The organism is Collimonas sp. OK242 (assembly GCF_900107095.1).
Taxonomy (GTDB): Bacteria; Pseudomonadota; Gammaproteobacteria; order Burkholderiales; family Burkholderiaceae_D; genus Collimonas.
The window spans coordinates 202287-225596 of sequence record NZ_FNOR01000006.1 but is presented as its reverse complement, the minus strand read 5'-3'; the positions used below and the strand labels follow the sequence as shown (position 1 = coordinate 225596).

Annotated in this window: 25 protein-coding genes and 1 pseudogene; 16 read left to right on the top strand and 10 right to left on the bottom strand. The window is 57.3% G+C overall.

The genetic code is table 11. The features are described from left to right. The first annotated feature begins 151 nt into the window (after window positions 1–151). The 6 genes from BLV81_RS08375 to BLV81_RS08350 all read left to right on the top strand — a co-directional run bounded on the left by BLV81_RS08375 (window position 152) and on the right by BLV81_RS08350 (window position 5539). Entirely contained in the window at window positions 152–448 is a 297-nt protein-coding gene (locus tag BLV81_RS08375) for a 2TM domain-containing protein (RefSeq protein ID WP_092354312.1), read from the top strand. Then, window positions 445–1551 carry a sensor histidine kinase gene (locus BLV81_RS08370; RefSeq protein ID WP_092354310.1) on the top strand — a complete coding sequence of 369 codons (1107 nt, stop codon included), beginning with the start codon at window positions 445–447 and terminating at the stop codon, window positions 1549–1551. The genes BLV81_RS08375 and BLV81_RS08370 overlap by 4 nt, the downstream gene beginning before the upstream one ends. Beyond that, entirely contained in the window at window positions 1548–2342 is a 795-nt protein-coding gene (locus BLV81_RS08365) for a LytR/AlgR family response regulator transcription factor (RefSeq protein ID WP_092354308.1), read from the top strand. The genes BLV81_RS08370 and BLV81_RS08365 overlap by 4 nt, the downstream gene beginning before the upstream one ends. Window positions 2343–2495: 153 nt before the next feature. Further along, entirely contained in the window at window positions 2496–4271 is a 1776-nt protein-coding gene (locus BLV81_RS08360; RefSeq protein ID WP_092354306.1) for a glutamine--tRNA ligase/YqeY domain fusion protein, read from the top strand. A 175-nt stretch (window positions 4272–4446) separates the two neighbouring features. Next, window positions 4447–4917, top strand: coding sequence for a DUF4429 domain-containing protein (locus tag BLV81_RS08355; RefSeq protein ID WP_092354304.1), 471 nt, complete (start codon window positions 4447–4449; stop codon window positions 4915–4917). 112 nt (window positions 4918–5029) lie between these two features. After that, complete coding sequence (locus BLV81_RS08350; protein WP_092354302.1) at window positions 5030–5539, top strand: DUF1993 domain-containing protein; 510 nt, start codon at window positions 5030–5032, stop codon at window positions 5537–5539. A 133-nt stretch (window positions 5540–5672) separates the two neighbouring features. Here BLV81_RS08350 and BLV81_RS08345 read toward each other — a convergent pair. Then, window positions 5673–6145, bottom strand: a pseudogene (locus BLV81_RS08345) (IS630 family transposase); the annotation flags it as partial. Window positions 6146–6271: 126 nt separating this feature from the next. Here BLV81_RS08345 and BLV81_RS24420 point away from each other — a divergent pair. Beyond that, entirely contained in the window at window positions 6272–6610 is a 339-nt protein-coding gene (locus BLV81_RS24420; protein WP_218134260.1) for a formyltransferase family protein, read from the top strand. 923 nt (window positions 6611–7533) lie between these two features. Then, window positions 7534–8661, top strand: coding sequence for a hypothetical protein (locus BLV81_RS08335; protein WP_092354296.1), 1128 nt, complete (start codon window positions 7534–7536; stop codon window positions 8659–8661). Window positions 8662–9141: 480 nt separating this feature from the next. Here BLV81_RS08335 and BLV81_RS24360 read toward each other — a convergent pair whose 3' ends face one another. Together BLV81_RS24360 and merR are read right to left on the bottom strand one after the other, a co-directional pair. After that, window positions 9142–9723, bottom strand: a complete 582-nt coding sequence (locus BLV81_RS24360; RefSeq protein ID WP_092354294.1) for a glycine zipper 2TM domain-containing protein — start codon at window positions 9721–9723, stop codon at window positions 9142–9144. Window positions 9724–9897: 174 nt separating this feature from the next. Continuing rightward, window positions 9898–10308: an Hg(II)-responsive transcriptional regulator gene (gene merR, locus BLV81_RS08325; RefSeq protein ID WP_092354292.1), complete on the bottom strand. Its 411-nt coding sequence runs from the start codon at window positions 10306–10308 to the stop codon at window positions 9898–9900. A gap of 75 nt (window positions 10309–10383) precedes the next feature. On the opposite strand from merR, the gene BLV81_RS08320 reads away from it, so the two are divergent. From BLV81_RS08320 to BLV81_RS24190, 3 genes are read left to right on the top strand one after another with little or no spacing between them, the layout of a single operon-like run. Further along, window positions 10384–10731 (top strand): mercuric transporter MerT family protein, encoded by a 348-nt coding sequence (locus BLV81_RS08320; protein ID WP_092354290.1) that lies wholly within the window; start codon window positions 10384–10386, stop codon window positions 10729–10731. Between the two features lie 12 nt (window positions 10732–10743). Further along, complete coding sequence (gene merP, locus BLV81_RS08315; RefSeq protein ID WP_092354288.1) at window positions 10744–11019, top strand: mercury resistance system periplasmic binding protein MerP; 276 nt, start codon at window positions 10744–10746, stop codon at window positions 11017–11019. 6 nt (window positions 11020–11025) lie between these two features. After that, window positions 11026–11241, top strand: coding sequence for a GDCCVxC domain-containing (seleno)protein (locus BLV81_RS24190; RefSeq protein WP_092354286.1), 216 nt, complete (start codon window positions 11026–11028; stop codon window positions 11239–11241). A 37-nt stretch (window positions 11242–11278) separates the two neighbouring features. Here BLV81_RS24190 and BLV81_RS08305 read toward each other — a convergent pair whose 3' ends face one another. Together BLV81_RS08305 and BLV81_RS08300 are read right to left on the bottom strand one after the other, a co-directional pair. Beyond that, window positions 11279–11935: an NrsF family protein gene (locus BLV81_RS08305; RefSeq protein WP_092354284.1), complete on the bottom strand. Its 657-nt coding sequence runs from the start codon at window positions 11933–11935 to the stop codon at window positions 11279–11281. Next, the gene (locus BLV81_RS08300) at window positions 11932–12591 is read right to left on the bottom strand and encodes a sigma-70 family RNA polymerase sigma factor (RefSeq protein WP_092354282.1); all 660 of its coding nucleotides are present in this window, start codon (window positions 12589–12591) and stop codon (window positions 11932–11934) included. The genes BLV81_RS08305 and BLV81_RS08300 overlap by 4 nt, the downstream gene beginning before the upstream one ends. A 134-nt stretch (window positions 12592–12725) precedes the next feature. On the opposite strand from BLV81_RS08300, the gene BLV81_RS08295 reads away from it, so the two are divergent. The 4 genes from BLV81_RS08295 (at window position 12726) to BLV81_RS08280 (ending at window position 15202) form a co-directional block, all read left to right on the top strand. Beyond that, window positions 12726–13043 (top strand): BufA1 family periplasmic bufferin-type metallophore, encoded by a 318-nt coding sequence (locus BLV81_RS08295; RefSeq protein WP_092354280.1) that lies wholly within the window; start codon window positions 12726–12728, stop codon window positions 13041–13043. A gap of 14 nt (window positions 13044–13057) precedes the next feature. Beyond that, entirely contained in the window at window positions 13058–13948 is an 891-nt protein-coding gene (locus tag BLV81_RS08290; protein ID WP_092354278.1) for an MNIO family bufferin maturase, read from the top strand. Further along, window positions 13932–14708 (top strand): HvfC/BufC N-terminal domain-containing protein, encoded by a 777-nt coding sequence (locus BLV81_RS08285; protein WP_092354277.1) that lies wholly within the window; start codon window positions 13932–13934, stop codon window positions 14706–14708. The genes BLV81_RS08290 and BLV81_RS08285 overlap by 17 nt, the downstream gene beginning before the upstream one ends. 92 nt (window positions 14709–14800) lie before the next feature. Next, window positions 14801–15202, top strand: a complete 402-nt coding sequence (locus BLV81_RS08280) for a DoxX family protein (protein ID WP_369823841.1) — start codon at window positions 14801–14803, stop codon at window positions 15200–15202. 117 nt (window positions 15203–15319) lie between these two features. Here BLV81_RS08280 and BLV81_RS08275 read toward each other — a convergent pair whose 3' ends face one another. Then, entirely contained in the window at window positions 15320–16231 is a 912-nt protein-coding gene (locus tag BLV81_RS08275; RefSeq protein WP_092354274.1) for a LysR family transcriptional regulator, read from the bottom strand. Window positions 16232–16371: 140 nt separating this feature from the next. Between BLV81_RS08275 and BLV81_RS08270 the strand changes: the two genes are divergently transcribed. After that, entirely contained in the window at window positions 16372–17631 is a 1260-nt protein-coding gene (locus BLV81_RS08270; RefSeq protein ID WP_092354272.1) for an MFS transporter, read from the top strand. Between the two features lie 54 nt (window positions 17632–17685). Here BLV81_RS08270 and betA read toward each other — a convergent pair whose 3' ends face one another. The 4 genes from betA to BLV81_RS08250 all read right to left on the bottom strand — a co-directional run bounded on the left by betA (window position 17686) and on the right by BLV81_RS08250 (window position 23131). Then, complete coding sequence (gene betA, locus BLV81_RS08265; protein ID WP_092354270.1) at window positions 17686–19356, bottom strand: choline dehydrogenase; 1671 nt, start codon at window positions 19354–19356, stop codon at window positions 17686–17688. 74 nt (window positions 19357–19430) lie between these two features. Then, window positions 19431–20903 (bottom strand): betaine-aldehyde dehydrogenase, encoded by a 1473-nt coding sequence (gene betB, locus BLV81_RS08260; protein WP_092354268.1) that lies wholly within the window; start codon window positions 20901–20903, stop codon window positions 19431–19433. Window positions 20904–20948: 45 nt separating this feature from the next. Beyond that, window positions 20949–21542, bottom strand: a complete 594-nt coding sequence (gene betI, locus BLV81_RS08255; RefSeq protein WP_092354266.1) for a transcriptional regulator BetI — start codon at window positions 21540–21542, stop codon at window positions 20949–20951. Window positions 21543–21832: 290 nt separating this feature from the next. Continuing rightward, a complete protein-coding gene (locus tag BLV81_RS08250; protein ID WP_092354265.1) occupies window positions 21833–23131 on the bottom strand; it encodes a solute carrier family 23 protein in 1299 nt (432 codons plus the stop codon). Window positions 23132–23310: the final 179 nt, after the last annotated feature.

Sequence of the window (23310 nt, the reverse complement as noted above, 5' to 3'; positions counted from 1 at the left end):
TACCCTCATTCTTAATGGATTTGACTGTTTTGGCAATCGGCGACCGCCGACGGCGATTCGCTCCACGCAATCCCGGTTTCGTCGCATTTCACTTTTTTGCGGCTGCGGACCCGCTCACAATGGCTTCATTCCCACACTACGGAGGATTAGCATGAGTGACGCCAACCCGAACGCCAATCCACACTATCAAGATGCGCAACGTCAGATCGAAAGGAAAGTCGGCTTTTACCTGCATCTGGCGGCATACTTGATTGTCAACAGCGGCCTGTTGCTACTGAATTTCTTGCATAATCCGGATCGTCCGTGGGTGCTGGGACCTGTCCTGGGCTGGGGAATCGGGTTACTATTCCACGCCTTGACAGTGTTTCTCAGGAACCCTGGCGCGCAATGGAAACGGCGCATGATAGAACGAGAATTAAAAAAACATAACCCTACCCCTCCAGCATGAAGCCGACACCCGAGACCGCATTGCCGCAAACTGCCGAGCCGCTGGCACGGCGCCTGCTGCGCAGCCTGTGCATCAACCTCGGCATCACCATCATGTGCGCTGTGATTGTCACTTATGTGATGCGCATCAGCGACCAGTTCTTGCCGAACCTGGTGTTTTCGCTGTGCATCGGCATGCTGGCGATGGTGTTCATAGAAGGCGGCCGCTATGTGTTCTGGCGTAACACCACGCCGCACAAAGCACACTTTCTCGCATACATACTGCTGGCGGCAGGCATTGCCCAAGTCCTCGGCAGCCGACTGGCCTATCAGCTGCTCGGCCTGCCAACAAATAATTTCTCTATGTCTGCGTATCTGAACGTAAACGGCGTCGGCCTGATTATCCTGACCGTCTCGGTCTGCGTCGGCGCCACGCTGTTTTTCTGGAACCTCAGCACACTGGCCGAATTGCGCAATCAGGCCGCGATGGAAAGAGCGCGCACCGCCGCCGTCGAGAAACAGGCGCTGCAGGCGCAGCTGCAGATGCTGCAGGCACAGATCGAACCGCACATGCTGTTCAATACGCTGGCGACATTGCAGAGCCTGATTGCGCTGGACGCAGCGCGGGCGCAGCAGATGCTGGACCAGTTGATACATTTCCTGCGCGCCTCGCTCTCCTCGTCACGCATCGAACAAACCACGCTGGTGCAAGAGTTCAGCCTGATGGAAGCCTATCTGGAACTGATGTCGCTGCGCATGGGCAGCCGGCTCAGCTTCGACCTGCAATTACCGGCCGCGCTGCGCGATACCGTGATTGCGCCGATGCTGCTCCAGCCCTTGGTCGAGAACGCCATCAAGCACGGTTTGGAACCCAAGATCGAAGGCGGCCGGGTCGAAGTCAGCGCCCGCCGCCAAGGACAATTGCTACTGCTCGACGTCAGCGACACCGGCCTCGGCCTGACGGCGGAACCACAGCAGACAGCGGCTGGCCAAATGCACCACATCGGTCTCAGCAATATTCATGAACGCCTGCAGGCGCTGTATGGTTCGCAAGCTAGCCTGACCGTGCAACCGAAGCTGCCGCACGGCGTCATCGCCCAACTCCAACTGCCTATCCCGTCATGACACCATCATCCAAATTGCGCGCCCTGATTGCCGAAGACGAACCGATCCTGGCGGCCGCGCTGGTGCAGGCATTGCAGCGCCTGTGGCCGGCGTTGCAGATCATCGCCAGCGTCGCCAACGGCCAGGCGGTGATCGAGCAAACCCTCCGGCAACGTCCCGACATTCTGTTCCTCGATATCAAGATGCCCGGAAAAAGCGGGCTCGAAGCGGCTCAGGAGCTAGCCGAAGAATGGCCAGAGAATGAAGCTTTCCCGCTCATCGTGTTTGTTACCGCCTACGATGAATACGCGATCAGCGCCTTCGAGCATGCCGCCGCCGATTACGTGCTAAAGCCGATCAGCGATGCGCGCCTGGGCAAGACCATTGCCCGCCTGCAGCAGCGCCTGCAACAAAACAGCGACAGCAATGCTGCGCTGGATAGCCTGATCGGCCAGCTGCACAACATGCAGCCCAAGGCCAGCGCCGAGCCGCTGACCATGATCCGCGCCGCGGTCGGCAACCAGATCCGCATGATCCCGATCAGCGAGGTGATTTATTTCGAAGCCAGCGACAAATACATCAATGTCGTCACCGCCGATAGCGAGTCGCTGATCCGCACCAGCCTCAAGGAACTGTTGCCGCAGCTCGACAGCCGGCAGTTCTGGCAGGTACACCGCGGCACCGTCGTCAATCACCAATCGATCCAGATGGCGGTACGCGACGAAAGCGGCAAGCTGTCGCTCAAGCTGCGCGGCCGCACAGAGATGCCGACCGTGAGCCGCGTATTTGCCCACTTGTTCCGTCAGATGTAAGAATTTAAAAATATCTTTTTGATAAATATTCTATTTACGCCGTCCCGTATATGCGGTGCAACAAAATCTGCCCGGCCGCGCCTGAAAATGCTCTCGCTACGGTAGAATGAAGTACCTCCCTACCATTCAGCAAAGCGTATAAATCAATTCTCCATGAGCACCGATCACACTAACGGCCACACCCCGCCTGCACCAGCCTCGTCCAATTTCCTGCGCGGCATCATCGAAACCGATCTGACCGCCGGCGCCTACGCCGAACGCAAGGACAGCCAGGGGCAGCCGTTACCGCAGGTGGTCACCCGCTTTCCGCCGGAACCCAACGGTTACCTGCATATCGGCCACGCCAAGTCGATCTGCGTCAACTTCGGCCTGGCGCGCGATTACGCCGGCCGCTGCAACTTGCGTTTCGACGACACCAATCCTGAAAAAGAAGAACAGGAATATGTCGACACCATCATCGACAGCGTTCGATGGCTCGGTTTCGACTGGAAAGACAGTACCGGCGAACATCTTTACTTCGCCAGCGACTACTTCGACCAGCTGTACACCATGGCGGAATACCTGATCACCGCCGGCCTGGCCTATGTCGACAGCCAAAGCGCCGAACAGATGGCAGCGAATCGCGGTAATTTCGGCGAAGCAGGCAAGGATTCGCCGTTCCGCAACCGCCCGGCAGACGAATCGCTGGATCTGTTCCGCCGCATGAAGGCTGGCGAATTCAAGGATGGCGAACACATCGTGCGCGCCAAGATCGATATGGCGTCGCCCAACATGAACCTGCGCGACCCGGCGATCTACCGGATCCGCCATGCCCATCATCACCGTACCGGCGACAAATGGTGCATCTATCCGATGTACGACTTCACGCACCCGATTTCGGATGCGCTGGAAAACATCTCGCACTCGATCTGCACCCTGGAATTCCAGGATCACCGCCCTTTCTACGACTGGCTGCTGGAGCATTTGAGCAGCGCCGGCTTCCTGCAAAAACCGGTGCCGCACCAGTACGAATTCTCGCGCCTCAACGTCACCTACGTGATTACCAGCAAGCGCAAGCTGCGCCAGCTGGTGGATGAAGGCATCGTCGACGGCTGGGACGATCCGCGCATGCCGACCCTGGTCGGTATCCGCCGCCGCGGCTTTACGCCGGAATCGCTGCAATTGTTTTGCGATCGCACCGGCGTCACCAAGTCCGACGGCTGGATCGACATGAGCTCGCTGGAAGGCGCCCTGCGCGAAGATCTCGATCCCAAAGCGCCGCGCGCCAGTGCCGTGCTGCAGCCGCTGAAACTGATCATCGACAATTTCCCGGAAGGCGAAACCGTGGCCTGTCACGCACCGGTCTATCCGCCGGCGCACCCCGAGCACGCCACGGCGCTGCGTCACTTTCCAATCAGCAACACGCTGTGGATCGAACAGGAAGATTTCATGGAAACCCCGGCCAAAGGATATTTCCGCCTGTTCCCGCCCACCGCCGACAAGCCGGGCAGCCGGGTGCGCCTGCGTCATGGCTATGTGGTCGAATGCACCGGCTTTGAAAAAGATGCGGATGGCAAGGTCAGCGCAGTCCACTGCACATATTTTCCAGATAGCAAGAGTGGCACCGAAGGCAGCGCCAACTACAAGGTCAAAGGCAATATTCACTGGATCAGCGTCGCCCACGCCGTAGAAGCCGAAGTGCGGCTGTACGACCGCCTGTTCACCGATCCGCATCCGGATGCCGGCGGCAAGGATTTCAAGGCCGCCTTGAATCCGAACGCCAAGCAAGTGATCACCGCCTACCTGGAGCCCGGCTTGAAGGACGCCAAGGCGGAAGAGCGCTACCAGTTCGAACGGCATGGCTACTTCGTCGCCGACCGTATTGATTCCAAGCCTGGCAAGCCGGTATTCAACCGGACTGTTACCTTGAAAGACAGCTGGGGCAAGTAACAACCCGGTTCAAACCGCAACTCGGCCCATCTTCGGCACGCTAAAGACGCCGCACCGTAAATTCGGTGCGGCGTCTTTATTACTTGCCAAGCCGGTGTTACATTATCTGACCATGGGCAGCAGTAATTGACGCTAAGAAGATTGCAATAGAAGGTAAAAAAGAAGGTAAGTCAGCGTGGAGCCAGCGGTCATACAGGTGGAAATACAGTTACGGGGTGTCAATGGCCAGGTAACGCTGCTCAGCGACCGAGTCCAGATAAAACGCGCCGGCGCCATGGCGCGGCTGACCCAGTCCAGGAATGGCGACAAAGACATTCCGATTTCCGCACTGAGCGGGGTTCGCATCGAATTGCCCGGACTTTTGACCAATGGTTATATCCGCTTTTATTTAACCAACGGCACGCAAAGCGACACCACGCTTATGCGCGCCGCCAACGATGAAAATACGGTGCTGTTCAACCGCAGGCAACTCACCAGATTCGCGCATCTGAAAAGCGAGATCGAGAAAAAAATCGCTGCCTCCCTGGTACTCACCCGTGCGCCCGTAGATTTTGAACAGCTGGACAGACTGGCTGAACAATACAAGCAGGGACTTATCTCGCGCTCGGAATGGATCAGCACCAAGAAAAAATTGCTGGGGCTTTAGCGTTTACGGCAATAAGGCGCCGGCAGCGGATTCTTCAAGCAAGCACTATAATCACGCCACTTAGCCACACCACCTTTCCCGAACACTCTGCAACACCAACCAAGGAACACTCATGACCATCTCCATGCACAGCGCCTCGATTCCCGTGTTCAAACAAATGCTGACGGCCCTCAACGACGTGTTGGCAAAGGCTGAAGTACACGCGACCGAAAAGAAAATCGACCCTAACGCGTTCCTGCAAGCACGCCTGTTCCCGGACATGTTCCCGCTGATCCGCCAGGTACAGATCGCCGCCGATTTTGCCAAAAGCGTGCCGGCTCGCCTGGCCGGCGCCGAAGTTCCGGCGTATGAAGACAACGAACAAACTTTCGCCGATCTGCACGCCCGCATCAAGAAGACGCTGGCATTTATCGACGGCTTGAGCGCGGCGCAAATCGACGGCAGCGAAACGCTCGAAATCGTATTGCGTCCTGGCACGCCGAAAGAGAAGAAACTGACCGGCCAGACTTACCTGCTGGGCTATGGCTTGCCGCAATTTTTCTTCCACGTGACCACCGCCTACGACATCCTGCGCCACAACGGCGTGGAAGTCGGCAAGCGTGATTTCATGGGTGCGTATTAAATTCAGCGCAACTGACCGCAAACCGGTTTGACCTTGCTTGAAGAAAACGCGGCCATCAGTTATCTGGGGTAGCCGCAATATAATAATTTCAGAAAATTCTTCCTAAAAAAATGCCCCATTCACACTCGATTGGGGCATTTTTTTTGAGAGTCGGCCAGGTACGGCGTTTCCAGCTGCGCACGGCATCTTCGTTGCGCTCGATAGCCCGCTTTTCCAGCTTTTGCGGGCTAAAGCCCAGAGAGCCAAGGATGCGCCAGACCTGCGTCTGGCTAAAGCGAACACCATGCATGCGTTCGATGACAGCACCCACGCGCTTGAGCGTCCACAGTTCTGTACCAAATCCTTGTTCAGTCGGACCTTGCAAAAGCGTGGCGCGAATAGCCGCCAACTGTTGTTCATCAAGCTGGGCTGGTCGCCCTCGCTCAGGAACCTCCCGCAGAGCCTCAATGCCGCCTTCATCGAGCAACCGCTTCCATGTGTATACCGTCTGCCGAGCCACATCCACATCCACAGCCAACGCTACCTCCGCGCAGCCTTTCCCAGCCAGCAACATCGCCCAGCCTTTAACCGCTTTCTGGCGGCATCGCTCAATCGCTTTTGTGCCATTCAAACTCTCTCCAATATCAACCTTGGAGAGATAGCGTTTGAAATCCAAAATGGTTGTCATGATTTACGTAAGTATCAATAATCATTGCCGCCCACGCCCATTGCTACATCACCGACGAGGCCCGGTTGGCCGCGATTGGCTATCACCTGCGCCTGTTACCGCTGCATCGCGGCCGGGACGCCATTGCCTGGGCTATACGGATGCATGAGCCTGTCACAGGCGGCAGCGTCTATTGGATGAATGAGCGGGCCGACGCAGGGCCGGTGATCGCCCAGGACTGGTGTTTTATCCAACCGGGGGATACCGAGGCCAGCCTGTGGCGGCGTGAACTCGGGCCGACGGGTATAAGGCTGTTCAGGCTGTCGCTGGAGCGTACTGCACTAGGTTGCTTGGCATCGCATTGTCAAGATGAGGCACTGGCCACCTGGGAGCCGTCATTCTCACGACGGAGGTTAGAACAATAAAAAGGGGCGCTCCAGGAGCGCCCTTTGCTCAAACGTGTCGGCCAACCGTAAAGCCGTTTTAGCACGGTGAACTACTGGAAGCCCCGGCCGATTAACACGTTTACTGGCACAAGTCTTGTTCCAGAAAGAGGAGTTGTGAACTTCTTAAGTACGCATTATCATAAAAGCAATTTATTGCCTATTTGACACTAAATGTAGATCGTTGTTTTTCAATGTTAAATATAAGGAACATATTATGCTTTTTAAAATATAGCAACTCTGGCATTTTTGATTCTTAGCTGCCATAGCGCATATTCTCAAAGTGCGCATCATGGTGGCGGCATGATCGTAAATCGCCCTCCTGCACCTGCGTTCCCTGACCCAACACAAGCAGGTGACGTGGTGGGACGAAATCTGGACAGCGTGCTAGGGGTAGTCGGACATGTGGGGATGTGGGATGGTGGTAACGTAGTGGAAGTTCTAGACCCATCCGCTGGGCCTAATGCTATCCACTATAACAGCCTCGCCAACTTCAAATCGAGAACGACATATTGGGGCGCTGCGACTCCTAAGATCCCTAACTATACCGTCTACAATTGTTTTGATACGAGCTGCACCAGTACTCTTCCTGCACCTCAAGGACCCGTCCAGAGCGTTAGTACACGTATAGCGCTAGTGCAATACGCCAGACAACAGTACTTGATCGGCGCCGACTATACGGTAAGTCCAAGTTATTTACGCGCGTACCCGGCTGACGGCATCAGGAATCGAACACGCGGGAGGTATCGATGCGACACTTTCATTCTTTCTGTCTACACATCGACAATCCCCTATGGAAACAACTATCAAACAAATCGTCCAGTCGACGCGACATGGCAATCCAGACTACTCAATATTTGGACGGCGTTTCCTGCAAATCTCTTTCTAACATTAAATAGTTGGTCATGAAAAAAGTCTTATGGATAATCGGCGGCCTGGTATGTTTAGTTCTCTTGGTCTATGCATTACCATCTACGAACGCCGTCCGGGAGGGGTTCTTCCTAACCCCTTCGCCAACACAGACGATGAACAGTCTTCCTCGGGCAGTTGAGGCGATAGACTTCTCTTTTTCTGAATCAGAAAAACCAGATCCAAACAAGCCCAAAGAAGTTGAGGCAAAAAGGTTGTTTTCTCTGTATCAGAAAAAATATATTGGAAGTGGCGTAGAAGGTCGAGCATTGCTTGAAACGATCGATGCATTGGGGCTGCCGCGTACCATTGAAAACTTTCGCCGGGTACAAGAGCTTCTCAAATCAAAAACCACTAACGAAGAGAGAATTACCCTAACGGAAATGCTTTCGAGATTTCACTCACGAGATGATGCGCTTGGCTTGAATAGCGAAGTTCTTACTGAGTTGAAAGACCTCATGAACTCTGGAAACAAAGGAATCGGGCGTGCGGCGGCACTAGCATATTCTAATTTCGGTTATTTACCTGACTCTCTGCGTGTTCTATCAGATGTAAAAGATGCGGGATATCTTGGTGACGAAGAATACTATGGCCAACTCGCGTTTTTGGCATCACAAGCGCCTAAAGATGCGCAAAGCGACATCCTCAACAAAATTAAGTTAGGCGGGAATCAGTACTCCGTAGACGTTTTAACATATTCCATACAAAAACCAGACGATTTAAAACAATTTTCACCGGAAACCTACGGCACTGTTCAAGCGATACTCGCTGAACACCAACCACAATTTTCAGAAAACCAGAATCAATTTGGTTTGACGGACGCAGTTGCCTATGCGGCATGGTTACAAGCGACTGCACTGCTTGCTAGTTCTGGAAATACTGCAAATTATGATAAATATTTATTAAACGAGTTAAACACCGCGACAACTGACCCCAGAAAAATTATTTCATTTTTGATTTCGTCGGGGGATGGGGAGCGATGGGCCGAGCGCGTTGATCAATTCGGAGCCCTTCGTGTGGCGCAAAATAACATTGGCCTTTATGCTGCGCAAAATCCTGCCAATAAAAACATCCAAGAGACGGTGGCGGAGGCTGAAACTAAGTTTAAGAGAAACCTACACTAATTTCAACGCGCAGGGATTGCCGAGTGACAGCTTTGGCCACCTATGTCGAAATCAGATCAATCCTGAGTGTCGGAAACGAAAAAACTGTTCTTAGTCTTTGCATTGGCGCTCGGAATTCAGTGTGTCGCGTCTGTGGCATGGTATGGGCCAATTATTGAGACTTTCATAATTCATGACATCACCACAAGGTAGCCTGCGCCCAGCAGGCGGCGATAATCGAAGGGCGTTTTTGAGCGCTCTTGAGCTTGTTGCGTGCAGTCGATAACGTTTGAAATTCAAAATGGTTGTCATGATTTACGTAAGTATCAATAATCCCGAAGCGACGCATCCGCAATCCGGCAAAGCGCGGAGCCACGAATGCACAGGACACTCAAGAGCGCGATCTAATCTCTCGTCGTAAATCGGCTCACCGACACGGGCGAGCAAATCCTTTTTTGAGTTACAGCTCTTGCCCTTTTGGTAGTGGCGAGCATCAATGAGTTAGTAGCCGTAATTTCTGGCGACTGTATTACCCAAATATCCACCGCCAACCACGCCCGCTACTGTCGCCAGCGTACGGCCGTTGCCACCGCCAACCTGATGACCCAGCAGGCCGCCGATTACCGCGCCGGTAGCTATCCCCAACGGGCTTAGCTGTGCAGTCGGGCGAGCTTGCTCGACCGGCGCCAGGTATTGCGGCGCCGGCCCAGCCTGCGCATAGGTTGCTGCATGATTGCGATAAACATGATGCACTATCGGTTTTTGTCTGGGCGCGGTGAGGGGCGGTTCAACCTGATATCCCGCCACTGCGGGCGAGGCAGCCGCTTGCATATATTGATAGCCGTTCGCGGTCTGCACCAATACCGGTGCTGCGGTTGTCGGCGTTATCGGCGCAGCGGCATTTGCCATCGGCTGCTGCGCGGCGGAAGTTGCCTCCGGAGCCTGGGTTCCAGCCACGCTGCCGTGGGAACTAGGAAGAAAGCCAGTCATCGCTGCGACGCCAAGCAAGCTCACCAGGATCAGGGATGCGGCAGCGCCGGCGACCAAGGGGTGCAAGCGAGTGGCTGTTTGGTTGGCTTCCATTTGATTCTCCTTCGACGTTGACAACGATTTGATTGTACGAACGTATCGGCCGCCAACCTATCCGGATCGTGTATCAAGTGTTTCGAATTGAAACACGGCAACGTATCAAATTCTTCCCCCCGGCCTAGTCCAGTCGCAGGGGTTCAGATCCCTTTCAGCGCTAACCTTGACGTGTCATTCAGCCGAATTTTCTTCCCGCGTCAGCGCATCAATAATAGGGCAGACTGCGTGGCCGTCGCCGACGCACTGCTGCATTAATCCCCCCAACATTTGCCGCATGACAGCAAGGTCTGCCATCTTCTGATCGATCAATATCAGCTTGCGGGCGGCGAGTGCCCGCGTGTCAGTACAGGCATGTGCCTCATCCAAGCTGAGCAGCCCGCCAACTTCGGACAACGTGAAACCGAGCGCCTGCGCCCGTTTGATGAAACGAACCCGTTTAGACATGTCCGCCGGATAGCGCCGATGGCCGCCCAGCGGCTTGGCTGGTTCGTCCAGCAACCCGCGCCGCTGGTAGTAGCGGATCGTTTCGACATTCACCCCGGCAGCTTCCGCCAGCTTGCCGATAGTCAGTTCCGTCGCCATCATATTTTCCTTGATTCCGTACCTAGGTACAGAGTGTAGAGTAATACTAGGATAAGCAAGTTCAAGGCGACAAACATGACGCAATTCCCGGAAAAAGGCTCGTTGATTGCGAGCGTATTGGCTGCCATCGGTGCTTCGGTGTGTTGCGTCGGGCCGCTGATCTTGCTGGCGCTCGGCATCGGCGGTACGTGGGTAGGCAATCTGACGGCGATGGCACCGTACCGGCCCATCTTCATTGGGTTCACGCTGCTGTTTCTCGGCCTTGCATTTCGCAAGCTCTACCTAGTGCCGCAGGTCTGCGCACCAGGCACATCCTGCGCCGATCCGCGCGCACTTAAGCGGCAGCGGCTGATATTCTGGATTGTCGCTGTCCTGTTACTCGGCCTGCTGGCCGTACCCTCGCTGGCACCGCTGTTCTACTGAAAGGAATTCCCCATGCGTAAATTGCTGATTGCCATGCTCGCCGCGTTGCCTGTCATGACGCTGGCGGCCGCCTCGAAAACTGTCACGCTCGAGGTCAAAAACATGACGTGCGAACTGTGCCCAATTACTGTCAAAAAATCGCTGGAGAAGGTGACTGGCGTGAGTGCCGTCACGGTCGACTTCAATAAGAAGACAGCGATCGTTACTTATGACCCAGACAAAGCTCAGGCTGAAGCGTTGACCAAGGCCACCGCGAACGCCGGCTATCCCTCCACTTTGCACAAGTGACCTGCCATGCCCAACGCTATCGTCCTTGAATCTGTTCTGACTTGCCCGCAATGCGGCGTTGCCAAGCTAGAAAGCATGCCTACTGACGCTTGCCAGTTCTATTACGAATGCAGTAACTGCAAGGCGCTTTTACGAGCCAATCCGGGTGATTGCTGTGTGTTTTGCTCCTTCGGCTCGGTGAAATGTCCGCCGATTCAAGCCCAGCATGGGTGTTGTAAATAGTATCCGGCATACGTCTTTCCGGGAGTCTCGAACCGCCTCATCCGCGTGACGCTACCCATGCAAACAGCCGTTGTCCGTATCTGTTGCCGAGAGCCAAGAGCAGAGCCGTCACGCCGAAGTTCGACATCAGAATCATGATCGTTGCATCGAGCGGATGGAACAGGGACAAGGCGACCGCCGTCATCGCTGCGACCGCGAGACTGCCTGTCATCACTACCGGTGCTGGAGATAAACGCGCTACGTAACGCAGCATGATGAGCATCGCCAGCGACAAAGGGATACTGGTCACCACTAACGTCACGAAGCAGCGCGCAGTCTCTCCAAGAGACAGGCCGTCCGGGCCAATACTGACCCAGTTAGTCAGGCATCCGTAGCCAATCGTCGAAACCCACACCGCGAGAGCAGGCATCGGTAATAACAGCCAGCGCCGTGACAGTCCGGGAATGCTGACAATAAACGACGCCATCGCAGCAAGAACAGCGGTCAGAAGAGCTGCAGCGACGCCGGTGATAAAAACAGGCTGACGCAGCTTGAGCATCAGATCCGGCCGCACACCATGTCCGACAGCAACCAGCACCAGCATCAATGCGGCAAACAATAACCAGCACGCCGCACGCACCATTGGCGATCGCAGGCGCCGCACCGGCTTGACATCTGTGACTAATGAGTTAATCAGATTGGCGGTCGATTTCATGGTTTGCCACCTCGTTTGTCAATCATCTTGCGCAGGCTCTTCAAGGCGCGATGAGTCGCAGTTTTCAGCGCAGCGACCGACATGCCGCTAGACGCGGCAGCTTCCTTCAATGACATTTCTTCCAGTTTCAGCATTTGTATCGCATTTCGTTGTCCGACCGGCAGGCGCGCAACGGCCGCACGCAGCATGCCGGCATCTGTTGCCTCTTCTTGGAGATTCGCCTCATGGGTCGACAAGGTTTCATATTCTTGATCGAGCGGTGCTTCGTGTGCGTTATGGCGCCCCTGTCGCCGTAGGCCGTCAATGATGCGCCGGCTGGCGATGGCAACCAGCCACGGGCCGAACGGACGAGTCGGGTCGTACGTGTGCCGCACTGTGTGTATCGTCAGCAGAATATCTTGCACAGTATCCTCGGCATCGCTGCGATTGCCGATGCGGCGGATGGCAAGCGCCCGAAGATAAGGAACAATCTCTTCGAGCAGGCGTCGGTAAGCCTCGCCGTCGCCGTCTTGCGCCCGAGCCATATAGATGGACCAATCCGGTGTGCCGTCGGAGCGGGTATCCGATGCTGCGGCAGAATTGCCCGGCGCGCCCGAATCCTGAGGACTCTGTACGAGATTCAGCGATGGGCTGGGGCGACGTGTTTTGGATGACATAGGCAAATTTTGCGCTCCAGGGAGGATTCTGTCTCGAAAAATAAATTTTTTATGCGGCGTAACCTTTGGCGGACTCCAGGCGAATTTATCAGCAAGGCCGCGACCCTGCGACCTCAACTTGAGGAGAATGAAAAATGAGCAAACAAGCATGGGCAGCGTCAACACTGTCCGCCGCAATCGGTCTCGCACTCGCCATGTCAGCGCCGGTACAGGCCCAGAACATGAAGGACATGAGCGCCATGCCACAGCCCGTCAAGGACAATATGGCGAGAATGGCAAAAAACAAGCTGGAGAAATGTTACGGCATTAATGCGGTCTCGAAGAACGACTGCGCTGAAGGTGCGCATTCTTGTGCGGGTCAAGCCACTCAAGCACGCGATCCGAAGTCCTTCGTGTTGCTGCCGGCCGGCGACTGCTCGAAGATTCAGGGCGGCAAGTTGCAGGCAAGCTGAAGCGGCACCGGCATATGCATACTTCTGTTGTCAGGCCGCAAGATGCGCCCGGCCCGATCCCCGCGCAAGCGGGTGTCGGGCTGCGCTACCGTCATCATCAAGCCGTTGTTGATGCGACGCCCGATGTCGCCTGGTTCGAGGTGCACACCGAAAATTACATGGGCGGCGGCAGCGCGCCACAGTACCTGGATAAAATTCGTCGCGACTACCCGATTTCGCTGCATGGCGTCGGTTTGTCCCTTGGCAGTGCCGACGGCCTTGACGGCGCACACCTGGCTCGCGTGCGGGGTGTGGCCGAACGGATAGAACCTGGCCTGGTTTCGGAGCATCTGTCCTGGAGCGCCGTCGGCGGCAGGTATCTGGCCGATCTGCTGCCGCTGCCGATGACCGAAGAAGCATTGCAAGTTGTTTGCCGGCATGTCGATCAGGTGCAGGCTCACCTCAAGCGACGCATCCTGGTCGAAAATCCTTCGACCTATCTGCGTTTCCGCCACTCGACTATCCCGGAATGGGAATTCCTCGCGCAAGTCGTCCAGCGTACCGGCTGCGGAATCTTATGTGACGTCAACAACATCTACGTCAGCGCCAGCAATCACGGCTGGGATCCTATTACCTATCTGCGCGCTCTGCCGCCAGCAGCGATCGGCGAAATCCATCTGGCCGGCCATAGCATCCGGCAGCTAGAGAACGGACAAACGCTACGCATCGATGACCACGGCTCGCGCGTAGCTCCCGCAGTCTGGGCGCTCTATCAGGAAGCGCTTGAACGTTTCGGGCCGGTTCCCACCTTGATTGAATGGGATACTGAAGTGCCGGCGCTTGAAATATTGATGGAGGAAGCCGCGACCGCCGAAGCGGCTCTCGAGCAACAGCGACAGGAGCCCATCCATGCCAACGCTGCTTGAACTGCAACGCACGATTGAGCAAAGCATGCGGCATCATATGGATGGCGACCTGTCTGCCTATGTGATCGCCGACGGTTTGGGCGGTAGCGCGCGGCTCGACATTTACCGCAATACCTGCACCAGTGTGCTTACAACGGCACTGACCCTGTCTTTCCCGGCCGTCCGCTATCTGGTGGGTGCGGAATTCTTCGAAGGTGTGGCGCGCCTGTTCGCCGCCGAAGGCCCGCCACACAGTGCATTGCTGGATGAATATGGTGCAGATTTTCCTGAATTCCTGGCGCAGCTTCCGCAGGCCGCATCGTTGCCCTATCTCGCCGATGTAGCCCGCCTTGAATGGCAAGTGAATATCGTTTTGCATGCAGCGGACGCCCAGCCGCTCAAGATAGCTCGGCTTGCGCAATTAGATAAAGCTGAGCTGGCGCATTGGCGGTTTGCACCTCACCCTGCGGCAAAACTGCTGCGCTGCGATTTTCCGGCGGACGCCATCTGGCATGCAGTACTGGAGCGCGACGATCATGCCATGGCGGCGATCGATCTAGCAGATGGTCCGGCCTGGTTGCTCCTGCACCGAACGGAATGCGGTGTCGAAGTGGCGCGCCTGAGCCAATGCCAATGGCGCTTTACGGCGGCGCTGTTTTCCGGGCGGCCATTGCATGCTGCGCTGAGGGAGGCGCCCTGTACCGATGCGCAAACCGTGCTGGCCTCGCATCTGGTACGCGGATGCTTTGTGGACGTCGGTCCGGCAGACACGACGTTCTAGGGCCTGTTAACATTCAGGAGAATTCGGTCATGACGCCCTTATCGCAATCGGCTACGCCGCAGCGCCGCAATGAAAACCGCTTGATACGTCTTATGCAGTGGTTCGAGCGTGTACCTTATACCTTCCTCGCCATTCCGTTGCGGATCGCGGTTGCGACGATATTCTGGAACTCAGCGATGACCAAACTGGCGAATTGGGACACTGCTCTCGAACTATTCCGGGAAGAATATAAATTGCCGCTCCTGCCACCGGAAATTGCGGCCTACATGGCGGTGTCGGTCGAGTTGACTGCGCCGGTGCTGCTGGTGCTGGGACTGGCGACCAGGCCCGTGGCTCTGATACTGCTGGGTATGACGATGGTCATTGAGATATTTGTTTATCCGCTAGCGTGGCCCACGCATATCCAATGGGCTGCGATGCTGCTGGTGCTGCTATGCCGTGGCGCCGGGAATTGGTCTTTCGACCATTTTCTATCGAAGCGCTGGATAAGGTAGCGCAAGCGCCGCAAAAATCATTCATCGTCTTCATCATCGTGATCGTGATCGTAGTGTTTTCACCCTATATAACTGATGGTCGCGTTTTTATGCCGGCGCTGTATCGCACCCGCCGGCTCAAATCAACAGGCGTTCCTCCGCATCCAGCATCTCGCTCATATCCCGGCGCAAACGCTCGATCGGCGCCGCCAGTCGTCCCGGCGCGCGGGCATGCACCAGCCAGGTATTCACGCCGGCCTTGAATTCCGGAACCTGCAACACCCGCAACTGAGCGCGAAATGCACTGCGCGCCAAGGCGCCAGGCATGACCATGCCGATGCCGATGCCGCGCGCCACCAGCGACAATTGCAGTTCGGTGCCGAAAGTTTCGACCGCAACATCGACCGGCAAACGCGCTGCGTCCAGCGTATGCCGGATCGAGCGGCGGATGCCGCAACCATCCTGGTTCAAGATCCAGGCTTGCGATGCCAGTTCCTGCAGCGACAAGCGGCCCTCGCTCAAACCCGCTTCACGCTGCGCCACGATCACCGGCAGCTGGTGGCTAAGCAAATGTGTCGTCAGCGTATTGGGCGGCATCACGTCGTCCGGCAAAACCACCGCAGCGGCATCGATCGCGTTGCTTTCCAACAGAGTCAGCAGGGTCGGCGACCAGCCGGTTGTGATGCGCAAGGTCAGCTTGACGAACTCGGTGCGTAAGCGATCAATGGGGTGAGTCAGGGCCAATTCCGCCAGAAACGGCGCCACCCCCAGACGAAATTCACCGCTCGCCTCCGAACCGGGTTCTACGCCGGCCAGCAAATCCGCAACCGATCCCAGCACACGGCGGCCACGTTGATAAACCTCGCGGCCGGCAGCGGTAGGTTTCAGCGGTTTCGACTGGCGTTCCAGCAGGGCCACTCCCAACCTGTCTTCCAGGCTTTGGACACGCCGGCTGATGCCCGGCTGAGTCAGATGCAGACGGGTTGCCGCTGCAACAATCGAACCGGTCTCGACCACGGCCACGAAAGCTTCGATATCATGAGTATTCACAACAAACTCGCATAATAGTTATGATAATAATTCACTTGTAGCATAAAGATCGTCGATGCACAATCACCGCATTGAAAACCGTTTGCCAGGGATAGGACTACGCCGCTCCCGCTGCAAGCCGTGTCACGCGAAGAATAGTCATGAACGCACCCTTACCCCCCAATGCCGCCTACCCTGCCGCGCAGGCAATCACCGCGCATGCTGCAAATGACGGCATCCCGGCCGCGTTGCAAATATTGTTTGCTGCCGCAGTCGGCATCACGGTCATTAATCTATTTGCAACCCAGACTCTGATCGCCCCGATCGCGGCTGCGCTCGGCCTGGATTACCGTGTGAGCGGTATGATCGCCATGCTGCCGCAACTGGGTTATGCCGCCGGCCTGATCCTGCTGGTGCCGCTGGCCGACCTGCTGGAAAACCGCCAGCTTATCGTGCGCCTGCTGGCTTGCTGCGCGCTGGCCTTGGCGGCTGCGACCGTGTCGACTTCCGGCTGGCTATTCCTGCTGGCGATCTTCCTGGCGGGCAGCGCCTCCAGCGCGATCCAGATCATGGTGCCGCTGGCCGCCCTGCTGGCTTGCGAAGCGCATCGCGGCAGAGTGGTCGGCAATGTGATGAGCGGCCTGATGCTGGGCATTCTGCTATCGCGCCCGCTGGCCAGCTTGCTGGTCGCTCTCGGCGGCTGGCGTTTGCTGTATCTGGTGCTGACCGCGTCGGTAGCAGTGGTGGCGGCCACTTTGAGCCGCACGCTGCCAACCCGGCAACCGGTTGCCGGCCTGTCTTACCTGGCCTTGATCAGATCCCTGTGGAATTTGCTGCTGAGCCAGCCGGTCCTGCGCCGGCGCGCACTGACCGCCGCATTGGCGATGGCTACCTTCAGCCTGTTCTGGACCGCGGTTGCGCTGCTTTTGACACAGCCGCCTTTCAATCTGAACCAGCGCCAGATCGCCCTGTTTGCGCTGGCGGGCGCCGCCGGAGCCGTTGCGGCGCCGCTCGCCGGCCGTGTCGGCGACCATGGCTGGACCCGGCCCGCCAGCCTGGCCGCACATCTGCTGATGATCGCGGCATTGCTGCTGTCCGGGATTGCCGGCGCCGGCTGGGGCGGGTTTACGATTGCCGCCCATCCGCTGCTGGCGGTCGGCCTGCTGGTGCTCGCCGCGATCGGCCTGGATGCCGGCGTCACCACCGATCAGACTTTGGGCCGGCGCGCCATCAACCTGTTGCAGCCGGAAGCGCGCGGGCGTTTGAACGGTTTATTCGTCGGCATTTTTTTTGTCGGCGGCGCGCTCGGTGCGGCCAGCGCCGCGCTGGCCTGGGTCAAGGGCGGCTGGACTGCGGTCTGCCTGCTTGGCATCGCTTACGCAATTACCATGCTGGTGATTGGCGTACTGCAGAAACGTTGAGTACTAGCTCGACCAGCGCCACGCACACAGACGAAAGCCTCTGAGCCGGTACGCTTATTGCCGCGCCGGCTTGCCGCCAGCGACGTAATACGGCACTTCCACGCGTGGCAACGGTTGCCGTCCGCGGATGCAATCGGCGATTTTTTCGGCGATCATGATGGTCGGCGCATTCAGGTTGCCGGTGGTGATCAGCGGCATGATCGAAGCGTCGACTACACGCAGGCCTTGCAAACCATGCACTCGCCCCTCATTGTCCACCACCGCCATCGCATCGTATCCCATGGCGTTGGAACAGGATGGATGGAAGGCGGTCTCGGCGTGCTGGCGCACGAAGGCATCCAGCTCGGCATCCGTCTGCACCTGAACGCCAGGTGAAATCTCGCGCCCGGCGTAGGCCGACAGCACCTGCTGCGCGACGATGTCGCGCGTAATCCGGATACCGTTGCGGAATTCCTGCCAATCCTGCTCGGTCGACATGTAGTTGAACAAGATGCTCGGATGCTGGCGCGGATCTTTCGAGCGCAAATGGATACGGCCGCGGCTCGGTGAACGCATCGATCCCATATGCGCCTGGAAGCTATGCACCTTGATCGGATTGCTGCCGTTGTAATTGATCGCTACCGGCAAGAAGTGATACTGGATATTCGGCCATTCAAAGCTGTCATCGCTACGGATGAAACCGCCGGCTTCAAACTGATTGCTGGCGCCGATGCCGCTCCCCATCAACAACCATTCAGCGCCGATTTGCGGCTGATTCCATGGCTTCAATGCCGGCGCCAGCGAAACCGGCTGCTTGCATTCGTATTGCTGGTAGATCTCCAGATGATCCTGCAAATTGGCGCCGACGCCAGGCAGATCCAGCACCACCGGAATATCGTGTTCACGCAGCAGTGCAGCCGGACCGACGCCGGAGCGCTGCAGGATTTGCGGCGAGGCGATCGCACCTGAGCAGAGCAGCACTTCGCGCCTGGCTTGCGCCGATTGCGGCCGGTCATTGTGCAAATAGGCGACACCAACAGCGCGCTTGCCGGAAAAAAGTATACGGTCCGTCAAGGCATGCGTGACGATGGTCAGGTTAGGCCGCGCCCGCGCCTGGTCCAGATACCCGCGCGCCGTACTGGCGCGCCGGCCTTGCGGCGTCGTGGTGCGGTCCATCGGGCCAAAACCTTCTTGCTGATAACCGTTGAGGTCGTCGGTGCGCGGATAACCTGCTTGCACTCCGGCCTCCACCATCGCATGGTAGAGCTCGTTGTTGCCGCTCTTCGGCGTGGTGACGCTGACCGGACCGTCGCCGCCGTGATAATCATTGCCGCCGATGTCGCGGGTTTCGGCTTTCTTGAAGTATGGCAGGCAATCCAGGTAAGACCAGTTTTCCAGCCCTTCCCGTTGCGCCCAGCCGTCGTAATCCAGCGCATTGCCGCGGATGTAGCACATGCCGTTGATCAGCGACGAACCGCCCAAACCCTTGCCGCGGCCACACTCCATGCGGCGGCCGTTCATGTGCGGCTCCGGATCGGTTTCATAGGCCCAGTTATAGCGCCGCCCTTGTAATGGAAACGCCAGCGCCGCCGGCATCTGGGTACGGAAATCCAGGCGATAGTCCGGCCCGCCCGCCTCCAGCAACAGCACGCTGGTGCCGGCATCTTCAGTCAATCGCGTCGCCAGGACATTGCCGGCCGAACCGGCGCCAATGATGATGTAGTCGTATTCTTTTGCTTGCTGCATGACGATCCTTCCTTGCCGATGCCGGCCAGGCGGCATCGCTGTGAGACGCAGGTGGTAGCGCTAAAAAACCGCGTTCAGAACACCGAGGTATAAGCGCCCAGCTCCACCTGAATCGATTTGATGCGGGTGTAGTGTTCCAGCGTGGTCAAGCCGTTTTCACGGCCGACGCCGGATTGCTTGTAACCGCCGACCGGCATTTCCGCGGCCGATTCGCCCCAGGTATTAATCCAGCAGATGCCCGCTTCCAGTTGATGGATGACGCGGTGCGCACGGCTCAGGTTCTCTGTCATCAGGCCGGCAGCCAAACCATACTCGCTGTCGTTCGCGCGGCGTATCACTTCATCCTCTTCGTCAAAGGAGAGAATGCTCATCACCGGGCCGAAAATCTCTTCGCGGACGATCTTCATATCGTCACGGCAGTCGGTGAACACGGTTGGCTGCACATACGCACCGTTGGCATACGCGCCGCCTACTTCGCGTTGGCCGCCAATCAGCAGGCGCGCACCTTCGGCACGGCCGGATTCGATATACGACAGCACGTTATCCATATGCGAAAAACTGACCAGCGGGCCAAAATTTGTGTGCACGTCGAGCGGATTGCCGAGGCGGATCCGCGCTACCCGTTCCAGCACCTTGGCTTCGAACGCTGCCTTGATCGAACTATGTACAAACACCCGGGTGCCGTTGGTACAGACCTGGCCCGAGCTGTAGAAATTGGCCATCACGGCGACATCGGCGGCGCGCTCCAGATCGGCGTCGGCAAACACAATCAACGGCGACTTCCCGCCCAGTTCCATGGTCACTTCCTTGAGAGTCGAACTGGATGCGCTGGCCATCACTTTCTTGCCGGTGGCGGTGCCGCCGGTAAACGATATTTTTGCTATGCCGGCATGTTCGGTGAGCCAGGTGCCGACTTCGCGGCCACTGCCGGTCAGCACATTGAATACGCCATCCGGCAAGCCAGCCTCGGTATAGATTTCGGCCAGCCTGAGCGCGCTCAACGGCGTCATTTCGCTAGGCTTGAAAATCATCGCATTGCCTGCAGCCAGCGCCGGCGCGGATTTCCACAAGGCGATCTGGATCGGATAATTCCAGGCGCCGATGCCGGCCACCACGCCCAGCGGCTCGCGGCGGGTATAGACGAAAGAACTTTCGCGCAAGGGGATTTGCGTACCCTCGAGCGACGGCACCAGGCCGGCGTAATACTCCAGGACGTCGGCGCCGGTGACAATATCGACGGCGCGGGTTTCTGACAAAGCCTTGCCGGTGTCCAAGGTTTCCAGCTCGGCCAGTTCGTCATTGCGCTCACGCAGGATCGCTACCGCGCGGCGCAACACGCGCGAGCGCTGCATGGCGCTTTGGGCCGCCCATTCACGCTGGCCTTGCTGTGCACTGGCGACCGCAAGATCCACATCGGCCTTGGTGGCGCGCTGGACTTCGGCCAGCACTTCGCCATTGGCAGGATTGACGGTTTGAAAAGTATCGCTGCCGCTGGCATCGACCCGGCGGCCGCCGATATAAAGTTGCTGTCGCTTGAAAACAGGCATGGTGATTCTCCTCAATGGGTTGCTGTCAATCAGATAGGTCAACGCTCAGGCCGCGGGCGTTGCGCCGATTTTCTTTGCCAGTTGGTGATCCAGATATTCGTAAGCCAGTTGCCGAGCCGCGTCGGCATCGAAGGCGGCGCCGGATAAAGAACCGCGCAGCCATAAGCCGTCGATCATCGCCGCCAGCCCGCGCGCGGCATGGCGTGCCCGCGCCAGCGGCAGTTCGCGTAAAAACTGGCAGCACAGGTTGGAGCGCAGGCGCTGGTCATTTACATGCTGCAATCTGCGCAGCGATTCCTGATGCATGCTGGACGACCAGAAGGCCAGCCAGGTCTTCATGACCGGCCCGCTGACCTGGCTATCGTTGAAGTTGGCGTCGACGATGGCGCGCAAATGTGCAGCAGCGCTGTCTTCAGCCAGTTCGCTGCGGCGACGCAAGGTGTCTTCCCTTAAGTCGCGCAGAATCTGCCGCATGGTGGCTTCCAGCAACCCGCTCTTGTCGCCGAAATAATGGCTGATGATGCCGGTCGACAACCCGGCTTGCCGGGCAATCAGGGCAATCGTTGCATCCGCCAGGCCGACCCGGTCGATCACTTCCAGCGTCGCCTGGATCAGCTGCTTGCGGCGCAGCGGCAGCATTTCGTTTCTTTTCCTCAACTCGCGCTCCCAAAACGTTCACGAACAACGGCCTGCCCACCCGCGCTGCCTGAATTCAGTATAATTTAAATTTATTGGACGTTCAATCAATTTAAATTTAGGCTATTGATCACCGTATATTGTTTTCTTTTTGAAAATAAAACCAAGACAAACCCCGGCAACAGAATCGGAACGAGCTTCATTTTTGGTACTTAAAACAAGTACTAAATACCAAGCAAAAAAAGCTGCGCAAGGTGTGCCCTTGCGCAGCTTTTTTGTAGGGGAAGTCGAACTCAGGTTTTCTTTTCCCGCAACAAAGCGTGCAGGATGATAGCGCCAAAAGTCGCAGTGCCGATACCGCCCAGGGAGAACTGGCCAAGCTTCAGGGTAAAGTCGCCGGCCCCCAGCACCAAGGTCACGGCGGCAACGATCAAATTGCGGTTGTTCGAAAAATCCACCTTGTTTTCGACCCAGATGCGGGCGCCGGAGACAGCGATCAGGCCGAACACCACAATCGAGACCCCGCCAAGCACCGCACCTGGAATGGTTTGAATCACGGCGCCGAATTTCGGTGAAAAACCCAAGACGATCGCCAGGCCAGCCGCAACCACGAATACCAGGGTCGAATAAATCTTGGTCACCGCCATCACGCCGATATTTTCAGCATAGGTGGTGACGCCGGTACCGCCGACGCTGCCCGAAACAATCGTCGCCAAGCCATCGCCGACAAAGGCGCGGCCCATGTATTTATCGAGATTCTGTCCGGTCATGGCGGCCACCGCCTTGATATGGCCCAGGTTTTCCGCCACCAGGATAATCGCAATCGGCGCCAGCAGCGCCATCGCATCGGCCTTGAAGACCGGTGCGGAAAAATGCGGGATGCCGAACCAGGCGGCATTGGCGACGATGCCGAAATCGATCGGCTTGCCAAGCCCGGCGCCGTTGGTCAGCACCGCATAAATCACATACGCCAGCATCAAGCCGACCAGTATCAGCAGCCGCTGCAGCATGCCGCGCGCAAACACGGCGACGCCGCCGACGCACAAGACCGTCCCCAGCGCCATCCAGGCATCGAAATTATTGCCGCTGACGCCCTTCACCGCAATCGGCGCCAGATTGAGCCCGATCACTGCCACCACCGCACCGGTGACTACCGGCGGCATCAAGGTTTCGATCCAGCGCGTACCGATCGCCATCACCAGCAAGCCGATCAACGCGTACACCACGCCGCAGGCAACGATGCCGCCCAGCGCCACGCCAAGGTTGGGATTGGGCCCATGGCCGCTGTAAGCGCTAACCGCAATCACCAGGCCGATGAAAGAAAAGCTGGAACCGAGGTAGCTCGGCACTCGGCCGCCCACCAGGACAAAGAACAGCAAGGTGCCGATGCCCGACATGAAAATCGCCAGGTTCGGATCGAATCCCATCAGCAGCGGCGCCAGCACCGTCGCACCGAACATCGCTACAACGTGCTGCACCCCCATGGCGAAAGTCTGCGGCCACGGCAAACGCTCGTCGGCAGCGATAACCTGCCCCTGCCCGTCCGCCGTGCTGGCGCGCAAACGCCATTTGGGAAAATAAGAAGCTGCCATGCATTTCCTCCCTGTATGTCGATTTACCTGCCGGCCACGACTGGGTCAGGTATTCACTGAGCCGGGCGGACAAGGTAAAACCGTGTGATTGATTTTGTTTTTAACCGGAGGCTAGTGTACGAAGCTAAGCACAAAATAACAATCAACCAGGAAAGAATCAGGAAGAATTACAGCGCGAC